The 17,365-nt window shown below is 72.3% G+C and carries 17 protein-coding genes; 7 read left to right on the top strand and 10 right to left on the bottom strand.

All coding sequences use genetic code 11. The features are described from left to right. Positions 1-13: 13 nt before the first annotated feature. On the bottom strand, positions 14-1,060 hold the full coding sequence (locus FJ657_RS07715; RefSeq protein WP_141163111.1) for an EamA family transporter: 1,047 nt from the start codon (positions 1,058-1,060) through the stop codon (positions 14-16). After that, on the bottom strand, positions 1,057-2,247 hold the full coding sequence (locus tag FJ657_RS07710) for an EamA family transporter (protein ID WP_219995887.1): 1,191 nt from the start codon (positions 2,245-2,247) through the stop codon (positions 1,057-1,059). The genes FJ657_RS07715 and FJ657_RS07710 overlap by 4 nt, the downstream gene beginning before the upstream one ends. 111 nt (positions 2,248-2,358) lie before the next feature. Between FJ657_RS07710 and FJ657_RS07705 the strand changes: the two genes are divergently transcribed. From FJ657_RS07705 to FJ657_RS07695, 3 genes are read left to right on the top strand one after another with little or no spacing between them, the layout of a single operon-like run. Beyond that, complete coding sequence (locus FJ657_RS07705; protein ID WP_141163110.1) at positions 2,359-2,919, top strand: CGNR zinc finger domain-containing protein; 561 nt, start codon at positions 2,359-2,361, stop codon at positions 2,917-2,919. A gap of 27 nt (positions 2,920-2,946) precedes the next feature. Further along, a complete protein-coding gene (locus FJ657_RS07700; protein ID WP_141163109.1) occupies positions 2,947-4,032 on the top strand; it encodes an ABC transporter ATP-binding protein in 1,086 nt (361 codons plus the stop codon). Continuing rightward, the gene (locus FJ657_RS07695) at positions 4,029-5,087 is read left to right on the top strand and encodes an ABC transporter permease (RefSeq protein WP_255447205.1); all 1,059 of its coding nucleotides are present in this window, start codon (positions 4,029-4,031) and stop codon (positions 5,085-5,087) included. The genes FJ657_RS07700 and FJ657_RS07695 overlap by 4 nt, the downstream gene beginning before the upstream one ends. A gap of 9 nt (positions 5,088-5,096) precedes the next feature. On the opposite strand, the gene FJ657_RS07690 is transcribed toward FJ657_RS07695, so the two are convergent. Further along, complete coding sequence (locus FJ657_RS07690; protein ID WP_141163108.1) at positions 5,097-5,657, bottom strand: TetR/AcrR family transcriptional regulator; 561 nt, start codon at positions 5,655-5,657, stop codon at positions 5,097-5,099. 102 nt (positions 5,658-5,759) lie between these two features. Here FJ657_RS07690 and FJ657_RS07685 point away from each other — a divergent pair, with 102 nt between their 5' ends. After that, positions 5,760-6,659 carry an SDR family oxidoreductase gene (locus FJ657_RS07685; protein ID WP_141163107.1) on the top strand — a complete coding sequence of 300 codons (900 nt, stop codon included), beginning with the start codon at positions 5,760-5,762 and terminating at the stop codon, positions 6,657-6,659. A gap of 72 nt (positions 6,660-6,731) precedes the next feature. On the opposite strand, the gene FJ657_RS07680 is transcribed toward FJ657_RS07685, so the two are convergent. Both FJ657_RS07680 and FJ657_RS07675 read right to left on the bottom strand, forming a co-directional pair. Continuing rightward, entirely contained in the window at positions 6,732-7,382 is a 651-nt protein-coding gene (locus FJ657_RS07680; RefSeq protein WP_181408910.1) for a TetR/AcrR family transcriptional regulator, read from the bottom strand. A gap of 407 nt (positions 7,383-7,789) precedes the next feature. Continuing rightward, positions 7,790-8,488: a nucleoside triphosphate pyrophosphohydrolase gene (locus tag FJ657_RS07675; RefSeq protein ID WP_141163105.1), complete on the bottom strand. Its 699-nt coding sequence runs from the start codon at positions 8,486-8,488 to the stop codon at positions 7,790-7,792. 78 nt (positions 8,489-8,566) lie between these two features. Between FJ657_RS07675 and FJ657_RS07670 the strand changes: the two genes are divergently transcribed. Then, positions 8,567-8,950 carry a RidA family protein gene (locus FJ657_RS07670; RefSeq protein ID WP_141163104.1) on the top strand — a complete coding sequence of 128 codons (384 nt, stop codon included), beginning with the start codon at positions 8,567-8,569 and terminating at the stop codon, positions 8,948-8,950. A 112-nt stretch (positions 8,951-9,062) separates the two neighbouring features. Here FJ657_RS07670 and FJ657_RS07665 read toward each other — a convergent pair whose 3' ends face one another. After that, complete coding sequence (locus FJ657_RS07665) at positions 9,063-10,454, bottom strand: MFS transporter (protein WP_255447305.1); 1,392 nt, start codon at positions 10,452-10,454, stop codon at positions 9,063-9,065. A gap of 268 nt (positions 10,455-10,722) precedes the next feature. On the opposite strand from FJ657_RS07665, the gene FJ657_RS07660 reads away from it, so the two are divergent. Then, positions 10,723-11,499 carry a CPBP family intramembrane glutamic endopeptidase gene (locus FJ657_RS07660; protein ID WP_181408909.1) on the top strand — a complete coding sequence of 259 codons (777 nt, stop codon included), beginning with the start codon at positions 10,723-10,725 and terminating at the stop codon, positions 11,497-11,499. Positions 11,500-11,557: 58 nt separating this feature from the next. Here FJ657_RS07660 and FJ657_RS07655 read toward each other — a convergent pair whose 3' ends face one another. Continuing rightward, positions 11,558-12,577: a GNAT family N-acetyltransferase gene (locus tag FJ657_RS07655; protein WP_141163101.1), complete on the bottom strand. Its 1,020-nt coding sequence runs from the start codon at positions 12,575-12,577 to the stop codon at positions 11,558-11,560. Further along, positions 12,562-13,146, bottom strand: a complete 585-nt coding sequence (locus FJ657_RS07650; protein WP_181408908.1) for a TetR/AcrR family transcriptional regulator — start codon at positions 13,144-13,146, stop codon at positions 12,562-12,564. The genes FJ657_RS07655 and FJ657_RS07650 overlap by 16 nt, the downstream gene beginning before the upstream one ends. 221 nt (positions 13,147-13,367) lie before the next feature. Between FJ657_RS07650 and FJ657_RS07645 the strand changes: the two genes are divergently transcribed. Then, entirely contained in the window at positions 13,368-14,123 is a 756-nt protein-coding gene (locus FJ657_RS07645) for an SDR family NAD(P)-dependent oxidoreductase (RefSeq protein ID WP_141163099.1), read from the top strand. Positions 14,124-14,224: 101 nt separating this feature from the next. On the opposite strand, the gene FJ657_RS17500 is transcribed toward FJ657_RS07645, so the two are convergent. Both FJ657_RS17500 and FJ657_RS07635 read right to left on the bottom strand, forming a co-directional pair. Further along, the gene (locus FJ657_RS17500; protein WP_141163098.1) at positions 14,225-16,408 is read right to left on the bottom strand and encodes a protein kinase domain-containing protein; all 2,184 of its coding nucleotides are present in this window, start codon (positions 16,406-16,408) and stop codon (positions 14,225-14,227) included. 188 nt (positions 16,409-16,596) lie between these two features. Beyond that, entirely contained in the window at positions 16,597-17,280 is a 684-nt protein-coding gene (locus FJ657_RS07635) for a DedA family protein (RefSeq protein ID WP_141163097.1), read from the bottom strand. Between the last annotated feature and the right edge of the window lie 85 nt (positions 17,281-17,365).

Raw genomic sequence — 17,365 nt, 5'->3', positions numbered from 1 at the left:
ATCGGATCACGGCTCAGAGGGGCGCGGTCGGCATCCCCGCCTCGGCGTCGGACGGCTTCACGACCGCTCCGGGATCACGCGGCGGCTCGGGGCGGATGAGCGCGACGCCGCCCAGGATCAGCACAGCCCCGACGATCTGGATCGCGCCGAGCGACTCGCCCAGCACGATCCAGCTGATGACGACGCCGGCGATCACCTCGATGAGGCCGAAGAAGGAGGCCTGACGCGAGCCGAGACGCGCCGCCGCGACGATGCCGGTGAAGTAGGCCAGCGCGGTGGAGATGAGCGCCACGGCCGCGACGAGCACGAACCACGGCACGTCGGCGCCGAGGAATCGCACCTCGACCGCCGGGCTCTTCCACGGCAGCACGTGCAGCGCGGCGGCGAGACCGAGGATGAGCGCGCCGATGACCAGCGTCGTGGCGGCGAAGGCGAGGGCCGGCACGCCGTCGTCGGCGACCGCCCCGAGCACGAAGTAGAGCGCCAGGCCGACCGCCGCGATGCCCGCGTAGAGGATGCCGACCGGGTCGAGCCGCACCGAGCCGTCGATGCCGATCACCAGCGCGAGGCCGACGAGCGCGAGCGCGGCGCCGAACAGCACGCCGAGCGCCGGGCGGCGACGGGTGCGCGCCCACATGAAGAGCAGCAGCCCGATCGGCGCGAGGTACTCGATCAGCAGGGCCAGACCGACGGGGATGCGCTGGATCGCCTGGAAGTAGCAGAGCTGCGTGCCAGCGACCGCGAACACCCCGTAGAGCAGCACGCGCACGCGCGCGGCCCAGATCAGCCGCAGGCCGGCCCGGATGCCGGGGCCGCGGTGCAGGGCGACGAATGCCGGGATCAGCAAGGCGAGCGCCGCCCCGAGGATGCGCAGGAACACGACGGCGGTCGGCGTCCAGCCCGCCTCGATGAGCGGCTTGGCGATCGTGCCGCTCGTGCCGAAGGTCAGCGCCGAGACGAGCGCGATGCCGAGCGCGACGGGGCCGCCGCGGTGCGGCGCCGCGACGGCTCCGCCCGCGCCGGTCCCGCCCACGCCGGTCGTCGGTCCGGCCGAGCTCATCCGGCGAGCGCCAGCGGACGGGTCGGCGGGTTGCGGTCGATCGCGGCGACCGGCTCGTCGGCCGGGGCGGGCTCCGCCAGCATCCCGTTCTCGATCGGCGCGAAGCCGCCCTCGTCGGCGGCGACCTGCGCAGCGGCGACGATCGCGATCGCGGCGGTCGTCGCGGCGACCGGCTCGAGCACGGCCGGCAGCGGGATCGTGCCGGTGTCGAGAGGCACACGCGAGACCGGATCGATCGCATCCGGATCGACCGGCAGAGAGACCACAGCCGGGGTCTCCTCCGGGCGGATCATGGCGACGCCGCCGAGCACGAGCGCGACGCCGACCATCTGCACCGGCGCGAGCGACTGGCCGAGGAAGATCCAGCTCAGGGTGACGGCGAACACGACCTCGAGCAGTCCGAGGAACGACGCCGTGCGCGCGCCGAGCCGCGAGCTGCCGATGATGCCGGCGACGTAGGCGTAGGCGGTGGCAAGGATCGCGATCGCCAGCACCGGAAGGAACCACGGCAGGTGCTCGCCGAGCACGGTCACGTCGACCTTCGGCGCCGCCCAGGGCAGCAGTCCCACGAAGGCGGCCGCGCCCGTGACGAGCCCGCCGAGCAGGATCGTCGAGGCGGCGAAGGCGACCGGCGGCACCCCGTCGTCGGCGACCGCGCCGAGCACGTAGTAGACGGCGACTCCGACAGCGGCGGTGAGCGAGTAGAGCAGGCCGATCGGGTCGACCCCGCCCGTTCCCCCGACGCCGATCACGAGAACGAGGCCGAGCACGGCGACGCCCGACCCGGCCAGCACCATGGTGGCCGGGCGGCGGCGCGTGCGCGCCCACATGAAGAGCAGCAGGCCGATCGGCGCGAGGTACTGGATGAGCAGCGCGAGCCCGACGGGGATGCGCTGGATCGCCGCGAAGTAGCAGAGCTGAGTGCCCGAGACGGCCAGCACGCTGTAGAGCACGACCCGCGTGCGCGCCCGGAACAGCGCCCGCAGCGCCCCCGGCGCGCGCAGCGCCAGCGCGCCCGGGATCGCCAGCACGGCGGCGGCGATCAGCAGGCGGAACGTCGCGACCGCGGCCGGACTCCAGCCGGCCTCGAGCAGCGGCGATGCGAAGGTGCCGATGGTCGAGAACGCCAGGGATGCCGAGACGGCGACAGCGAGGCCCATGGAGCTGCGGGCGCGGACAGCGGACACGATTCCTCCGAATCGGGAGCAGGGATCACAGGTGCCGGACGGCCACGACGCGTAATGATCATCCGCGCGTTATGATCCTGACGATAAATGGCCGCCTCGTCAGGAGTCAAGATGCGTTTCACCGATGACACCCACGACGCTCTCGAGTTCGTCGTGGCGCTCGTGAACACGGCGTCCGGAGCGTCCGCATCCGGTGAGGATGAGCTCGCGACCGTCGATCAGCTCGAGTGGCTTCTCGACGAGCACACCTACTCCGGTCGACGCGATGGCGACGAGCCCGAACTGGTCGACGTGCAGGCCACGCGCGATCGGCTGCGCCGGTTCTGGAGCTTCACGCCCGAGACCGCGGTGCGGCAGGTGAACTCGATGCTGACCCGGGCGAAGGCGGTGCCCCAACTCGTGCGTCACGACGGACTCGACTGGCACCTGCACGCCACCGAGCAGGACGCCCCGCTCGCCGAGCGCATCGAGGTCGAGGCCTCGCTCGCCTTCGTCGACGTCATCCGCGGCAGCGCCATGGACCAGCTGCGCCGCTGCGAGGCGGACGGCTGCGAAGGCGTGTTCATCGACTTCTCGCGCAACGGCTCGAAGCGCTTCTGCAGCCTGCGCTGCGGCAACCGGATGAACGTCGCCGCCTACCGCGAGCGGCAGAGCGAGCAGACCTCGGGTTGACGCAGCGGTCGGTCTAGGCTTCGGACCATGACAGCGGGGGCGACGGCGGGGGCCGCGACAGTCAGCGCGGCCGGCCCGAGCGAACTGGGGATCGTCGTCGATCGCGTCGCACGCCGCTTCGGCGCGGTGCAGGCCGTCGTCGATGCCTCGATGGTCGCGCCGATGGGCCAGGTCACCGGGCTGATCGGCCCGAACGGCTCGGGCAAGACGACGCTCATGCTCATGCTCGCCTCGCTGCTCGCGCCCGACCAGGGCAGCATCCGCGTCGCCGGACACGACCCCGTCGCCGATCCGGCGAGCGCCCGCCGCCTGCTGGGCTGGATGCCGGATCAGCTCGGATCGTGGGGCTCGCTCAGTGCGCGCACGACCCTCGTGCAGACCGGCCGCCTCTACGGCATGCACCGGCTCGCGGCCGCGCACCGGGCGGCGGAGCTCATCCACCTCGTCGACCTCGGCGAGCTCGCCGACCGGCCGAGCCGGGTTCTCTCGCGCGGGCAGAAGCAGCGGTTGAGCCTCGCCCGCGCGCTCGTGCACGATCCGGCCGTGCTGCTGCTCGACGAGCCGGCCTCGGGACTCGACCCGGCCGCGCGCGTGGCCCTGCGCCGGACGGTGCGCCGCCTCGCCGGCGAGGGTCGCGCCGTGCTCGTGTCCAGTCACGTGCTGGCGGAGCTCGACGAGATGGCCGACAGCGCCGTCTACCTCGACCGCGGCGTGACGGCCGACGCGGCCCGCATCGCCGCGACGCGCGTCTCGGAGCGGGCGTGGCGCATCCGCTCGGCCGATCGACACCGACTGCGTGACGCGCTGTTCCGCGCCGGGGTGCCGTGGGAGCGCATCGACGCCGACGCCGGCGGACTGCTCGTGCCGATCGCGGGCGAGGATGCGGCGGCGGCCCTGCTGACCCGGCTCGTCGGCGAGGGCCTCGCCATCTCGGCCTTCGCGCCCGCCGTCGGCGAGCTCGAGCACACCTTCCTCGATCTGAGCGGCGAGCGGATGGCCGCAGCGCCACCGGCGGGCGCGGGCGGTCCGGGAGCCCCGGCCGATCCTTCGCCGTACGCGCCTCCTGCTCCCGGCGCCCACCCCGCTCCCCCGCAGCCCGGAGGCCCGCAGTGATCCCGTTCTTCACCGGCGTGCGCGTGATCGCCGGGCTCGAGCTGCGCCAGCGGGTGCGCGGCGTCGCCTGGTACGTGCTGGTCGGACTCTTCGGCGTCGTCGTGCTGATCGTCACCGGCCTGCTCATCTGGGGGTTCCGTGCGCTCAGCGGCGGCTACGACTCGGACCCGGGCGGCAACGCGATCTTCTCGACGATCGTCTACCTCGTGCTGCTGCTGGGAACGCTCGTCGCCCCCGCGTTCAGCGGCAACGCGATCAACGGCGACCGCGAGGCGGGCACGCTCGCGACCACGCAGGTCACGCTCGTCAGCACGCCCCAGCTGGTGATCGGCAAGTTCGTCGCCGCCTGGATCAGCTCGCTCGCGTTCCTCGCGATCGCGGCGCCGTTCCTCGTCGTCAGCCTCGTGATCGGGGGCACGACGGTCGGCATGGTGCTCGTGTCGCTGCTGGTGCTCGCGGTCGAGCTCGCCGTGATCTCCGCGATCGGCGTCGGACTCAGCGGGCTGCTGCGGCGGCCGCTGTTCTCGGTCGCCGTCACCTATCTCGTCGTCGCCGCGCTCAGCGTCGGCACGCTCATCTCATTCGGGCTCGGCACGCTCGTCGCGCAGGAGCGCTACGAGTACCGCTCGGCCACCTACGACTACGACGACAGCACGGGCAACTCGGAGTGCATCGTCTCCGACACCACGACCGAGGGCACACGCCCCCGCCCCGACTACGTGTGGTGGCTGCTGGCCGCGAACCCCTACGTCGTGATGGCGGACGCGGTGCCCACGCGCTACGGAAGCGGTGACGCGCCGAGCGACCTCTTCGGCTGGATCAAGCTCGGCGTGCGCAGCCTGCAGCAGCCGCCGGACTCCTCGCTCGTCGACGACCCGTGCAACTACCGTTCGGACCGATCGCCGTCGCCGCACGAGGTCATCGACCGCAGCGTGCCGAGCTGGTTCGTCGGGCTCGCCATCCACCTCGCGCTCGCGGCGCTGGCTCTCGTCGGCGCGATCCGCGCGACGCGAGCGCCGGCCCGCCGACTCGCGGCGGGCTCGCGCATCGCCTGACGGAGCGGGTCAGGCGAGGGCGCGCTGGGCGGCGAACAGGGCGACCTGGATGTCGCCGATCGAGCGGGTCTCGTCGGCCGCGATCCACTGGGCGAAGGAGACGCGGAACACGGAGATCGCGGCGTCGGAGGCGAGTTCGGCCGTCGGGTCGCCGACGCCGCGGTCGCGCAGCGCGGCGGTGAGCGCGCGGGCGAGCACGCCCATCTTGAGCGATTCGCGTTCGCGCAACCCGGTGTCGGAGTCGATGGCCGCCTGACGTCGACGCGACCACGGGCGGCGCTCGTCGGTGAAGAACGAGCCGGATGCGGCGACGGCCGCCTCGGCGAGGTCGCGCGGGGAGGCATCCTCCGGTGCGGCGACCACGCCGGCGACGAAGGCGTCGACGAGCAGATCCTGCCCGTCGAAGATCACCTCGCGCTTGTCGGAGAAGTGCCGGTAGAAGGTGCGCTCGGTCAGCTCGGCCCGCCGGGCGATCTCGGCGACGGTGGTGGCCTCGAAGCCGTCCTCGATGAACAGCTCGAGAGCGGCGAGCTGGAGTCGCTCGCGTGCGCCCGGTTCCCAGCGTCCCATGGTGCGATCCTACGTCATGTCACACTCTGACATCACTCGTGCTACCGTGATGTCACACCCTGACATCATCCCCGCCGACTGCGACGGGGCGAAGGAGGAACCATGAAGGTCTTCGTCACCGGAGCATCCGGCTGGATCGGCTCGGCCGTCACCGACGAGCTCGTCGCGCACGAGCATGAGGTCATCGGCCTCGTGCGCTCCGACGCCGCCGCCGAGCGCGTGCGCGCGGCGGGAGCCGAGCCCCTGCTCGGCGGACTCGACGATCTCGACTCGCTGCGCCGCGGCGCCGAGCAGGCGGACGCGGTCGTGCACCTCGCGAACAAGCACGACTGGTCGAACCCGGCGGAGTCGAACCGCGCCGAGCGCGTCGCCGTCGAGACCCTCACCGAGGTGCTCGCCGGCAGCGATCGCCGCTTCGCACTCGCTTCGGGAACCGCGTTCTGGCCCGGCCGCCTCGTCACCGAGAACGACGCCGTACCCTTCTCCGGCCCGGACGCCCCGCGCGGCGGCACCGAGGCGCTCGCTCTCGACGCCGTCGACCGCGGGGTTCACAGCGTCGCGCTGCGCTTCGCGCCGACCGTGCACGGCGAGGGCGGAGAGCACGGGTTCATCCCACAGATCGTCGCCGCCGCCCGTCGCAACGGCGCCGCCGGCTACATCGGCGACGGCGCGGCGCGCTGGTCGGCCGTGCACCGTCGCGACGCCGCGACCGCCGTGCGCCTGGCGCTGAGCGCCGCCCCCGCGGGCTTCCGCGCCCACGTCGTCGGCGAGCAGGAGGTCGCGACCCGCGACATCGCCGCGGCCATCGCGGAATCGCTCGGCCTGCCGACCGTCTCGGTCGACCCCGCCGACGCCGCCGAGCACTTCGGCTTCATCGGCGCCTTCTGGGCGATCGACATGCCGGCGTCGAACGCGATCACGCGCGAGACTCTCGGCTGGACGCCGACGCACCCGAAGCTGCTCGAGGACATCGCCGCGGGGCACTACCTCCACGAGGCCTGAGCCCGATCCGTCGAAGCCGGCATCCGCTCCCGAGGGAGGGATGCCGGCCTCGGCGTGCCAGCATCGAATCGTTCAGCGCGCGGCTGCGGCCTTCGAGACGCCGGATCCCGATGTCGTCTCGCGCGCCGCGATCGCGGCCCGATGCGCCTCGATCCGCGCGCGGAACTGATCCAACGCGAGAGCGAAGTTCTCGTTGACCCGCTCCGTCTCGCCGGTCAGCACCGCATCCAGCTGCATGCCGTACACGAGCGCCATCATGACGCCGGCCTCGCGCCGCGCATCCTCGTCGCCGAGTCCCAGCGTCACGAGCGACTCGGTCGCCGCCGCCCGGTACGACTCGTTGGCGGTGCGGACGATCGGGATCGACTCGGGATCGAGCGCCTCGACCATCGCCGCCTCGATCTCGAGTCGCCGCAGCCGACGGTTCCGCTCGCTCTGCGACTGCTGCCAGTACGACGCGAATCCCTCGAGGTAGCTCTCGAGCGAGGCGGTCGTCGGCGGATGCGCGTCGAGCAGCTCCTGCTGGCGTCCGGTGATCGCGCGCACGATCTCCTGCACCAGCTCGGCGCGGGTGCCGAAGTGGTACACGAGCGAATAGGTGCTCACGCCGAGGGCGTCGGCGAGCGTACGGAAGGTCATGCCGGCGAGAGAGCTGCCGAGCAGATACTCGATGATCTGCTCCAGCAGCTCCTGCTTGCGATTCGGGTCGGGTCGTCTCGGCATCGGCGTCTCCCTCGCGTGCTCAGACAGGGTCAGCTTATTGCCAGAACGAGCGTTTTGATTACGACCGTTATGCGAATACACTGACGGCGGTCGTCGTGCGTCCCCACGGCAGAGCCCGGACCGGTCCCGGCCGGGCCATCTCCCCACGCCGTGCGCGTACACGACCATCGCGGCACGCGCAGGGGCGCGTCCGCGGGAGCATCGGAGTCGTCGAGGGCCCCGATGTCTGTGTCACAGCGCTGTCGGGTTCCCTATTTCGGGTGGGTGCCCGGCCACTGTGAGCGGCGCACCGGGGGTGTGCCGTGCTGCGGCGCAGGGTCCGCCACGCTTCGCGCTGGCGGACCGTCCCGCCCGTGCGGTGCGCCGCGCTGCGGCAGTGTCCTCGCCGGCTCGGCCGACGGCCGCGTTTACACCGAGAACGTCGGGGGTTCACCGCCGGCTTCGACCGCGCGGATGTCGTCCTTCAGCCCGCGGATCGCCCCGCGCAGGGCGCGCTCCGCATCCAGCCCGCTCCCCCGCGCGACCGCGACGAGCTCGAGCAGTCGACGCCCGAGCTCCTCCTCGTCGACCGGTGCGTCCGCGGCGAGCGCCGCCGACACGGCGACGTCGTGGCCGACCTTGTCGGCGCGCCCGAGCAGCTTCTCGGCCAGCGCGAGCGACGGCATCGCGTCGGGAACCCCGTCGAGCACGCTCGTGCGCTCCGGCTTCTCCTGCGCCTTCCACGCGTCCCAGTTGCTCGCGACCGCGTCGGCCGTGTCGGCGACGACCTCGCCGTCGCCGAAGACGTGCGGGTGCCGGCCGACCATCTTCGCGGTCATGTGCGCGGCGACGTCCTCGATCGTGAAGCGCCCCTCCTCGGCCGCGATGTCGGCGTGGAAGACGACCTGGTAGAGCACGTCGCCGAGCTCCTCGACCATCTCCGCATCGTCGCCCGACTCGATCGCCTCGACCAGCTCGGCGCTCTCCTCGACGAGGTAGCGCACGAGGCTCGCGTGCGTCTGGTCGCGGTCCCAGGCGCATCCGCCCGGCGCCCGCAGCCGCTCCAGCACGGCGATCAGCTCATCGAGACGAGGATGCGCGGCCACGGCCGCCACGAGCTCCGACATGCGTCCATCCTGCCGTCTGGTGGATGCGTGTGCCCGCGCTGGTCGTCGCGCCTTCGCCGCGCCTGCCACGATGAGCGCATGACACGACGACTCATCTCCAGCGGCTCCGACTTCGAAGCGCAGATCGGCTACTCGCGTGCGGTCGTCGACGGCGACTGGGTGTTCGTCTCGGGCACGACCGGCTACGACTACTCGACCGGTGCGATCTCGAGCGACCTCGGCGAGCAGACCGCGCAGACCCTGCGCAACATCGGCGCCGCGCTGACCGACGCTGGCGCCTCCTTCGCCGATGTCGTGCGCGTGCACTACCTGCTGACCGACGGCTCGCGCTTCAGCGAGTGCTGGCCCGCGCTGCGCGAGGTGTTCGGCGAGGCGCGACCCGCCGCGACGATGATGCAGGTTCCGCTCATGGAGCCGGAGATGCTCATCGAGATCGAGGTGACGGCGCGCATCCGCGCGTAGCTCTGCGCTCCGGAGTCGCGCGGCCTGACGTCATCGCCGCACGATCTCGGTCGCGCGCGACGATACCGCCGCGCGAATCCAGGATCGCGCGGCGATCCTGCCGAAACAGCTCTCAGGCGGCCTGCTCGACCTCGCCGGCCGGAGTCGCGGGGGCCTCGCGCTGCGCGACGGGGGTGCGCGGCATGACGAGCGCCGCGATCAGCGCGACTACCGCGACCACGACGACCGAGACGAACACGGCCGACGATCCGGCGATGACCGACGAGGGCACCTGGGCGCCGTCGGAGCCGGTGCGGATGATGCCGTTCGCGATCGCGCCGAACACGGCCACGCCGACGGCGCTGCCGACACTGCGCGCGAACATGTTGAGCCCAGTCACGACTCCGCGCTCGCCCCAGGTCGCGGTCGACTGGGCCGCGAGCAGCGAGGGCGTCGCGATGAGCCCGCAGCCGAGTCCGGTCACGAAGGCGGTGATCGCGACCGTCGCGACGCTCGGCGTGCCCGCGGTCGCGACGAGCGCGAGCGTGCCGATCAGCAGGAACACCATTCCGGTCAGCACGGTGCGCTTGAACCCGAAACGCAGGTAGAGCCGCCCCGAGAGGGTCGCGGCGACCGGCCAGCCGAGCGTGAGCGCGGCCAGGGCGGCGCCGGCGAGCAGCGGCGGCGTGCCGATCGAGCCCTCGAGGTAGGTCGGCACGTACGAGGTGAGGCCGAGCACGACGGCGCCGAGCGCGAGCGAGATGAGATTCGTCGTCACGAGCAGACGACGGCCGAGCAGTCGCAGCGGCAGGATCGGCTCCGCGGCTCGGGTCTCGACGATCAGCGCCGCCGCGAGCAGCACGGCGCCGACGCCGAAGACGACGAAGCTCGGCGTCGATGCCCAGGCCCACGCCTGCCCGCCCTCGAGCACGCCGAGGATCAGCAGTGCGAGCGCCCCTGTCAGCAGCGCCGCGCCGAGGTAGTCGATGCGGTGCCGCCGCTTCTCGACGCTCTCGTGGAAGTTGCGCAGGATCAGCACCGCCGCGAGCACGCAGAGCGGCACGTTGATGAAGAAGATCCAGCGCCACGCATCCAGCTGGGCGAAGACGCCGCCGAGCGTCGGCCCGACGACCGACGAGATGGCCCACACGCTGGCCATGTAGCCCTGCGTCTTCGCGCGCTCGGCGAGCGTATAGATGTCGCCCGAGATCGTCATCGCGAGCGGCTGGATGGCGCCGGCGCCGAGTCCCTGCACGGCACGGAACGCGATGAGCGAGGGCATGTCCCAGGCGACGCCGCAGAGGATCGAGCCGAGCAGGAACAGCGCGATTCCGGCGATCATGACGGGCTTGCGGCCGAGCGTGTCGGCGAGCTTCGAGTACACCGGAACGGCGACGGCCTGCGCGAGCAGGTAGATCGAGAACAGCCAGGGGAACTGGGCGAATCCGCCGAGCTCGCGCGTGATCGTCGGAACGGCCGTCGCGAGGATCGTCGAGTCGATCGCGATGAGGCCGGTCGCGAGCATCAGGGCGAGCAGGATGGGCCCGCGCTCCGAGCGGAGTCCGACACCGGCGGCCGGGGCGGCGGCGCTCACTGCTCTGCTCCGATGTTCGCGGCGGCGACGAGACGGCGCGCGGTGCGCGGTAGTCGCGGGGACGCAGGAGCGGCGGGAGAGCTGGTCATCACCTCGATGCAATGCGGAGCCCGCCTCCGGCATTCCCGCGCGAGAGCCCGTCCTCCCTCTCGGGCACCCCACCCACTCCTTACGGCCACGACCCGGCAGGATGATCACGATGGATGCCGTCTTCGCCGCCCGGCTCGCGCTGCTGCTTCTCGTGACCGCCGTGCTGATCTGGCGCGGCGTGCTCAAGGACCGCGAGCAGTATGCGCGGTTCCGCCGCCTCACCTCGACGTGGGCGCGGCAGCGCGTGTACCGACGCTGGCTGATCGAGGGGTTCGCCGTCTTCGCGGGCCTGACCGTCGTCATCCTGCTCGCCGTCGCCGGCGAGGTCGGCGCGATGCTGGCCGAACTGCGCGCGTGGGGTCCGTTCGGCGCGGCGCTGCCCGCGCTCGACGGCGCGCTCGGCACGACGGTCGGGATCGCTCTCGGGGTCGCGTTCCTCGTCGGGCTCGTGCTGCCGGCGATCCTGCTGCGCGGCAAGGTGGAGGAGATCCCCGCCGTCGGCGACGTTCGTGCGCTGCTGCCGCGCAATCGCCGCGAGCTCGCCTACGGAGCCGGCATGTCGCTCAACGCGGGGGTGATGGAGGAGCTGCTGTTCCGCCTGGCCGTGCCGACGCTGGTCTTCAGCGTGCTCGGGGCGCTCCCGGGCCTCGGATCGGCCGCCGCTCCCCTGTCGGCGCTGCTCGCCATCCTGCTGTTCGGATGCCTGCACGCCTACCAGGGCTGGCGCGGGATGCTGACGGCGACCGTGCTGGGGCTGTTCTTCTTCGCGCTGTATGTCGCGACCGGCATGATCTGGGTGCCGATCGCCGTGCACGCCCTCTTCGACCTGCGATCGATGGTGCTGCTGCCGATCGCGCTCGCCGGAGCCTGGGGAGAGCGGGCGTAGTCGGGTCGCCGGGCCGGCTGGTTGTTCGTCCGGCTGTCGCGCAACGGACCGAGCCGGCTCAGCCCGTCAGCGGATGCGCGGCCTCGCGCACGATGCGCACGCCCGTCTCGCGGTAGCCACCGCGGGCGAAGGTGCGGCGCATGGGCACGTTGTCGGCATCCGTGAGCGCCGTGATCTCCGGCTCGCCGGCCGCGGCGTGCACGCGCGTGATCTCGTCGAGCAGGTCGAGGCCGATGCCGCGACCGCGCGCTTCGGGCACGACCCCGAGGTAGCTGACGCTCGCGGAGTAGGCCGACCGCGAGGGGATGATCACGCCGATCGCATCCTCGACGGAGCCGGCGTCGGCGTCCTCGTCGACGGATCCGCCTGCGCCGGCCGCACGGTCGAACGCAAGGCGCCAGTCGTCACGGCGACCGGGCAGTCCGGCGTAGAAGTCGAACTCGTCACGGGCGTGCTGCTCGGCTCCGACCGCGGCGATCTCGCGGTGCGTCGTGGCGTCGAGCGAGCCGCGCGCGACCCGGGTCAGCACGCCGATGACGTCCTCATCCGACGCCGCGCGGAACTCGACCCGCGCCGACGCCGGCGGCACCGGGGCGCCTTGCTGCCAGAGCAGTTTCACCCGCTCGAGCCGCTGCCCGAGTCCTGCCCGCTCAGCAACCCGCTCCCGCCACCCGACGGCCGCGGCGAGGTCGGCGTGCTCGCGCCAGTCGGCCGGAGCCTCGATGTCGAAGCCCGGCATCCGCTCGACGCCGACGGCACGAAGCGCTGCATGACCCGCCTCGAGCAGTGCGATGCCGACCTGCTCGGCGTCGAGGCCGGCGTCCGGCGCCACCCAGATCTCGTCGAGAGCGACCGGATGCGGCTCCCCCGGCGGGCCCCACCAGAGGGCCCGGCCCACGATGCTCCCGCCGAGCTCGGCGATCCAGATGCTGTCGAGGCGGAGTCCCCCGGCATCCAGGTCGCCCCGCAGACGGTCGGCGTCGATGAACCGGGTGCCGTCCGCGGGCTCCAGTGCGAGCAGCCGGGGAACGTCCTCGGCTGTCGCCCTGCGCGTGTGCGGGGTCAGGACTTCGGCCACCAGGCGGGCTGGATGACGTCGAGGATGCCGATGAAGTCGTCGGGGTCGCGCGGCTCGGGCAGGTCGAGCCAGACGGCGATCGCGCCGACCGCGCCGTCGGCGTGGTGTCGATCGGACGCCGCCTGCACGTAGGCGGCGTCGAGACCGGCCGGAACCGGCGCATCCGTGACCCGGCCCTGCTCGCGCAGCAGTTGGATCGAGGTGAGGAAGTGGTCGCCGAGCATGCGGTGCAGGCTGCCGCCGCCGCTCTCGGGTCCGAGTCCGCGGCGGTAGACGGCCGCGTGGTGATCGATGTGCTCGATGACCGCCCGCGACACGGCGACGATCGCCTCGACCGGGGCCGCGGCCGTGTCGGTGAGGGTGCGTTCGCGTGCCTCGTCGATCTCGGCGCCGAGGGCATCCAGCAGCAGGTCGACCGGCGATGCGGCGTGCTGGTAGAAGGTCGTGCGGTGCACGCCCGCGGCGGCGGCGATGTCGGTGGCGGTGATCTCGGAGACCGACCGTTCGGCGGCGAGCTCGAGCACGGCGCCGCGGAGGGCGGCGCGGCTGCGGCGTTGACGTGCATCCATCATGCGGAACGTTAGTGGACGAGCGTCGTAGTGCAGCCCTTGTCCGCACATTTCGCACGGGCGCGTCGCCGAGAGTTCGCTCTCCTGGCATCCATGCGTAAGCATGAACTGGAGAACGGGTGTAGTTTTTCCTGCGGCGACAGACCCGCCGCCGTCACGAAAGCCGACGCCTCCCGGCCACCGCCCTGCTCGCGTCAGCGCATTCCAGGAGGTTCAGCACCATGGCCCAGTACGACGTCTCCGGACGCTCCGCCCTCGTCACCGGAGGCGGATCCGGCATCGGCCGGTCCGTCGCCCACACCCTCGCCGCGAGCGGAGCCAGCGTGCTCGTCGCCGATCTGCGCGCCGAGTCGGCCGAGGCCGTCGTCGCCGAGATCACCGCCGCCGGAGGGACCGCCGCCGCCTTCGTCGGCGACATCTCCGACCCCGCTGTCGCCGAGAAGTCGGTCGCCGCGGCCGCCGCCCTCGCGCCCTTCGGCATCGCCGTCAACAACGCCGGCATCGGCGGAGCCGCCGCGCCCGTCGGCGAGTACCCGATCGACAGCTGGCAGAAGGTCATCGAGGTCAACCTCAACGCGGTCTTCTACGGTCTGCGCTTCCAGATCCCCGAGCTCGTCAAGAACGGCGGCGGCTCGATCATCAACATGGCCTCCGTGCTCGGCTCGGTCGGGATCCCGATGTCGTCGGCCTACGTCACCACCAAGCACGGCGTCATCGGACTCACCAAGAACGCGGCGCTCGAGTACGGCGCCGACAAGGTGCGCGTCAACGCGGTCGGCCCCGGCTTCATCCATACCCCGCTCGTGGACGCCAACCTCACCGCCGAGGCGCAGAAGGCGCTCGCCGATCAGCACGCCCTGGGCCGCCTCGGCCAGCCGGAGGAGGTCGCCTCGCTCGTCGCCTTCCTCGCCTCCGACGCCGCGTCGTTCATCACCGGCAGCTACCACCTCGTCGACGGCGGCTACGCCGCGCACTGACGCTCGTCGTCGTCTCTCGGGCCCGGTTCACGCGAGTGGATCGGGCCCGAGCCGTCTCCGGACCCGAGCGCGGCTTGGACGCCGGCGCCGCGAGGAACGCGTCAGCTCGTGGGGATCGTCGTGAGGGCGAGTAGAAGGATGAAGATCGCCCAGAGCACGCCCGAGATCAGCGAGATCGCCCGCAGCATCCCACGGCTCGACTCGGGGGCCACGAGGCGGCGCCCCTGTCCGTCGCTGAGCACATCCCACGACAGCAGGATGAGGTCCATGATCGCCCACACGCCGATGCCGCCGGCGGTGATCAGCTTGAGCACGCCCGTGACGGGGCGGCCGACGTAGAAGCGATCGGCGCCGACCACGCCGAGCAGCCAGGAGAGCAGCCAGACGGCGAAGAAGGAGCGCGGGGCGCCGGCCGGGTCGACGGCCGAGCCCGCGGCCGGATCGAAGGTCGCCGCTGGCGGGGGTGCGCTCGTGAAGCGGTGGATCGTGGCGTCGCCGCCGTCGAACTCGCTCGGCGTCGACGCGGGCGGCGAGACCGGGGCCGGGCGAAGGCCCGGGGATGCCACGGGGCCGGCGAGGGAGCCGCCGACGAAGGTCGCGGGATGCTGAGTCGCCGTGTTCATGGGAGCCGCGGCGCCGGGCGCGACGGGCTGCGGCGGCGCGAATCCGGCGGGCGGGGGCACCGGCGCTCCGGGCGTGCCGAGCAGCGGAGCCGACACGACGGGCGGCAGCGACGCCGGGGCGGCGTTCCATCCGGCGACCGACCGAGCGTCACCGGGGGTCACGAAGCCAGAGCCGGAGCCGCCCGTGCCGAAGCCGCCGGTTCCGGGACGATCCGACCCGGGGTTGCCGGCGCCCGGCGAAGCGGTGGGACCGTCCGTCCTTGGAGTGTTCGCGCCGGGACCGTTCGTCCAGGAGCCGTGCGAGTCGGGGCCGTTGGTTCCCGGGTTGCCCCCGTCGGGGCCGCCGGCGCTCGGCGCCCCCGGAGCGCCCAGGCCGGACCCTGTGCCGGATCCCGTTCCCGACGATCCTGCTCCGCCGAATCCGAAGCCGCTCGGGTGCTGCGCGGGGGCGCCGAAGGAGTCGGCGGAGGAGCCGAGCGCGGGATTCGACGAGAACGATCCGGGCTGCAGGGATCCGGGCTGCAGCGATCCCGGCTGCTGCGATCCGGGTCCGTTCGACGGCGCGTCGCCGGAGTGCGATGAGAACGATCCCGACTGCAGCGAGCCGGGCTGGTGGGATCCGGGCTGCAGCGATCCCGGCGCGAACGAGCCGACCGACGCCGGGCCGGATGCCGGACCCGGAGCCGACGGGGTCCCGGGGGCGCTCGGCGCGCCCTGCAGCACCGATCCGGGTGCTCCTCCCCCGGGCTGGGCCGGGAAGGCGGGGTGCCCGCCGAGGTTCGTCGCGGCCGAGCCGAAGGCGGCGCGGCGGTGCGCTTCGCGCTGCTCGGCGACGAACTCGAGGGCCTGCTCGGCGCTGGGACGCTTGCTCGGATCCACCGAGAGCATCGGCGTGAGCAGCTGCACCTGCTGGGCGTCGAGTCCGGTCAGATAGGGCGGGTCGGTCGTCAGCGTGCGGTGCAGCGCGGCGCCGAGCTCGCGGGCGCTGACCTTGGGCACACGCCACGGCGAGCGTCCGATTCCGGCGAAGGTCAGCGTGCAGGCGGCCGCGAACAGGTCGGCGGCGTAGTGCAGATCGGCGCCGTCGATGCGGCCGTCGACCTGCTCGGGTGAGCAGTAGCCGGGCGTGCCGCCGCCGACATCCCCCGGGTCGGAGACGGCGACGAAGGAGGCGATGCCGAAGTCGACGAGCACCGAGCGGCCGGGCTGGCGCATGACGTTGGCGGGCTTGACGTCGAGGTGCACGAGGCCGACCTGGTGGGTGGCGTCGAGGGCGGAGAGCAGGTCGTGAGCGAGCGTCCACCACTCGTCGCGGGCGAGCGGGCCGCCCCTGCGCACCTCGTCGCGCAGATCCTGTCCGCGCACGAGCTCGGTCGCGATCCAGAGCAGGGCGGTGTCGTCGTCGTTCTCCTCGATGCCGCTGTCGAGCACCTTGACGACGTAGGGGCTGTCGATGCCCTTCATGACCTTGAACTCGTGGGCGAGGTCGAGAACCATGTCGGGGTCCTGCTGCATGACCTTCATCGCCGCTTCGACGCGGGTGCCGTCGACGCGCAGCCGGCTCGCCTCGACGACGTAGCCGAAGGCTCCCTCGCCGAGCTTCTGCCCGAGTCGCCAGCCGGCGATGCGGGCGGGCATCGCGGGGCGGGGGCGGGACGGCATTCGGGGCTCCTCGGCGGTGTCGTCGCGGATCCGCGCCGGCGGGCGCGGGTGGCGGGCGTCGTGGTGGTGCGGCTGCCGGGCGCGCGGTGTCGCGGGCAGACTGAGGGAAGTTTAGCGGTGCGGGTGGATGCCGCGGCAGGTCGGGCGCATCGGGTCATTCACTCGGTGGACAGCCCCGCAGCCGGCGATCAGGACTCCGCGGTGGCGGCCTTCGCGTCCAGCTCGACCGCCGCATCCGCCTCACCATCTGCCTCGACCGCACGACGCGTGCGCCGGTCGAGCACCCAGGCGCGGATGCCGGCGACGATCGAGATGGCGATGACGACGCTGGCGACGGCGTACGCGATCGGACGCACGGCCGGGTTGACGGCGGCGAAGTAGCCGATGACGGTGATGAGCACGCCCCAGCTGAGGGCGCCGACGATGTTCGCGGTGAGGAAGCGCCAGTACTTCATGCCGCTGATGCCGGCGATCGGCGGGATGAAGACGCGACCCCACGGGATGTAGCGGCTGATGACGACCGACCACCATCCGAAGAGCTCGTAGAAGCGCTCGGCACGTCGGATGCCGCCCTGCACCCACCGCCCGTTCCGCTTCGTCAGGTACGGCCTCCCGAATCGCCGCCCGAGCCAGAACCCGACCTGGTCGCCGAGCACGGCGGCGATGCCGACGCCGGGCGCGAGGATCCAGATCGACAGGTCGTCGTGGGTACCGGTGAGGATGCCGGCGCCGAACAGCAGCGAATCCCCGGTGATGAACGGGATGAACACACCCACGAAGAGTGCCGTGCCCGCGAACACGAGCCCCCACACGACGAGGTAGAACACGATCGGCCCCACGTCGCCGAGCAGATTCGCGAGGTCGTGGGCCATGTGCTCCAGGCTACCGCCGCGAGTGAGGTGAGGCTTGCCTCACAACAATGCGGCCGAGGTCAGTAATCAGACGTACTGTCGGATC

Origin of the sequence: Schumannella soli, from assembly GCF_006517435.1 — a bacterium.
Lineage (GTDB): Bacteria > Actinomycetota > Actinomycetes > Actinomycetales > Microbacteriaceae > Schumannella > Schumannella soli.
Note: the sequence above shows the minus strand (reverse complement) of the source record. Positions and strands in the feature narration are given on the sequence as shown.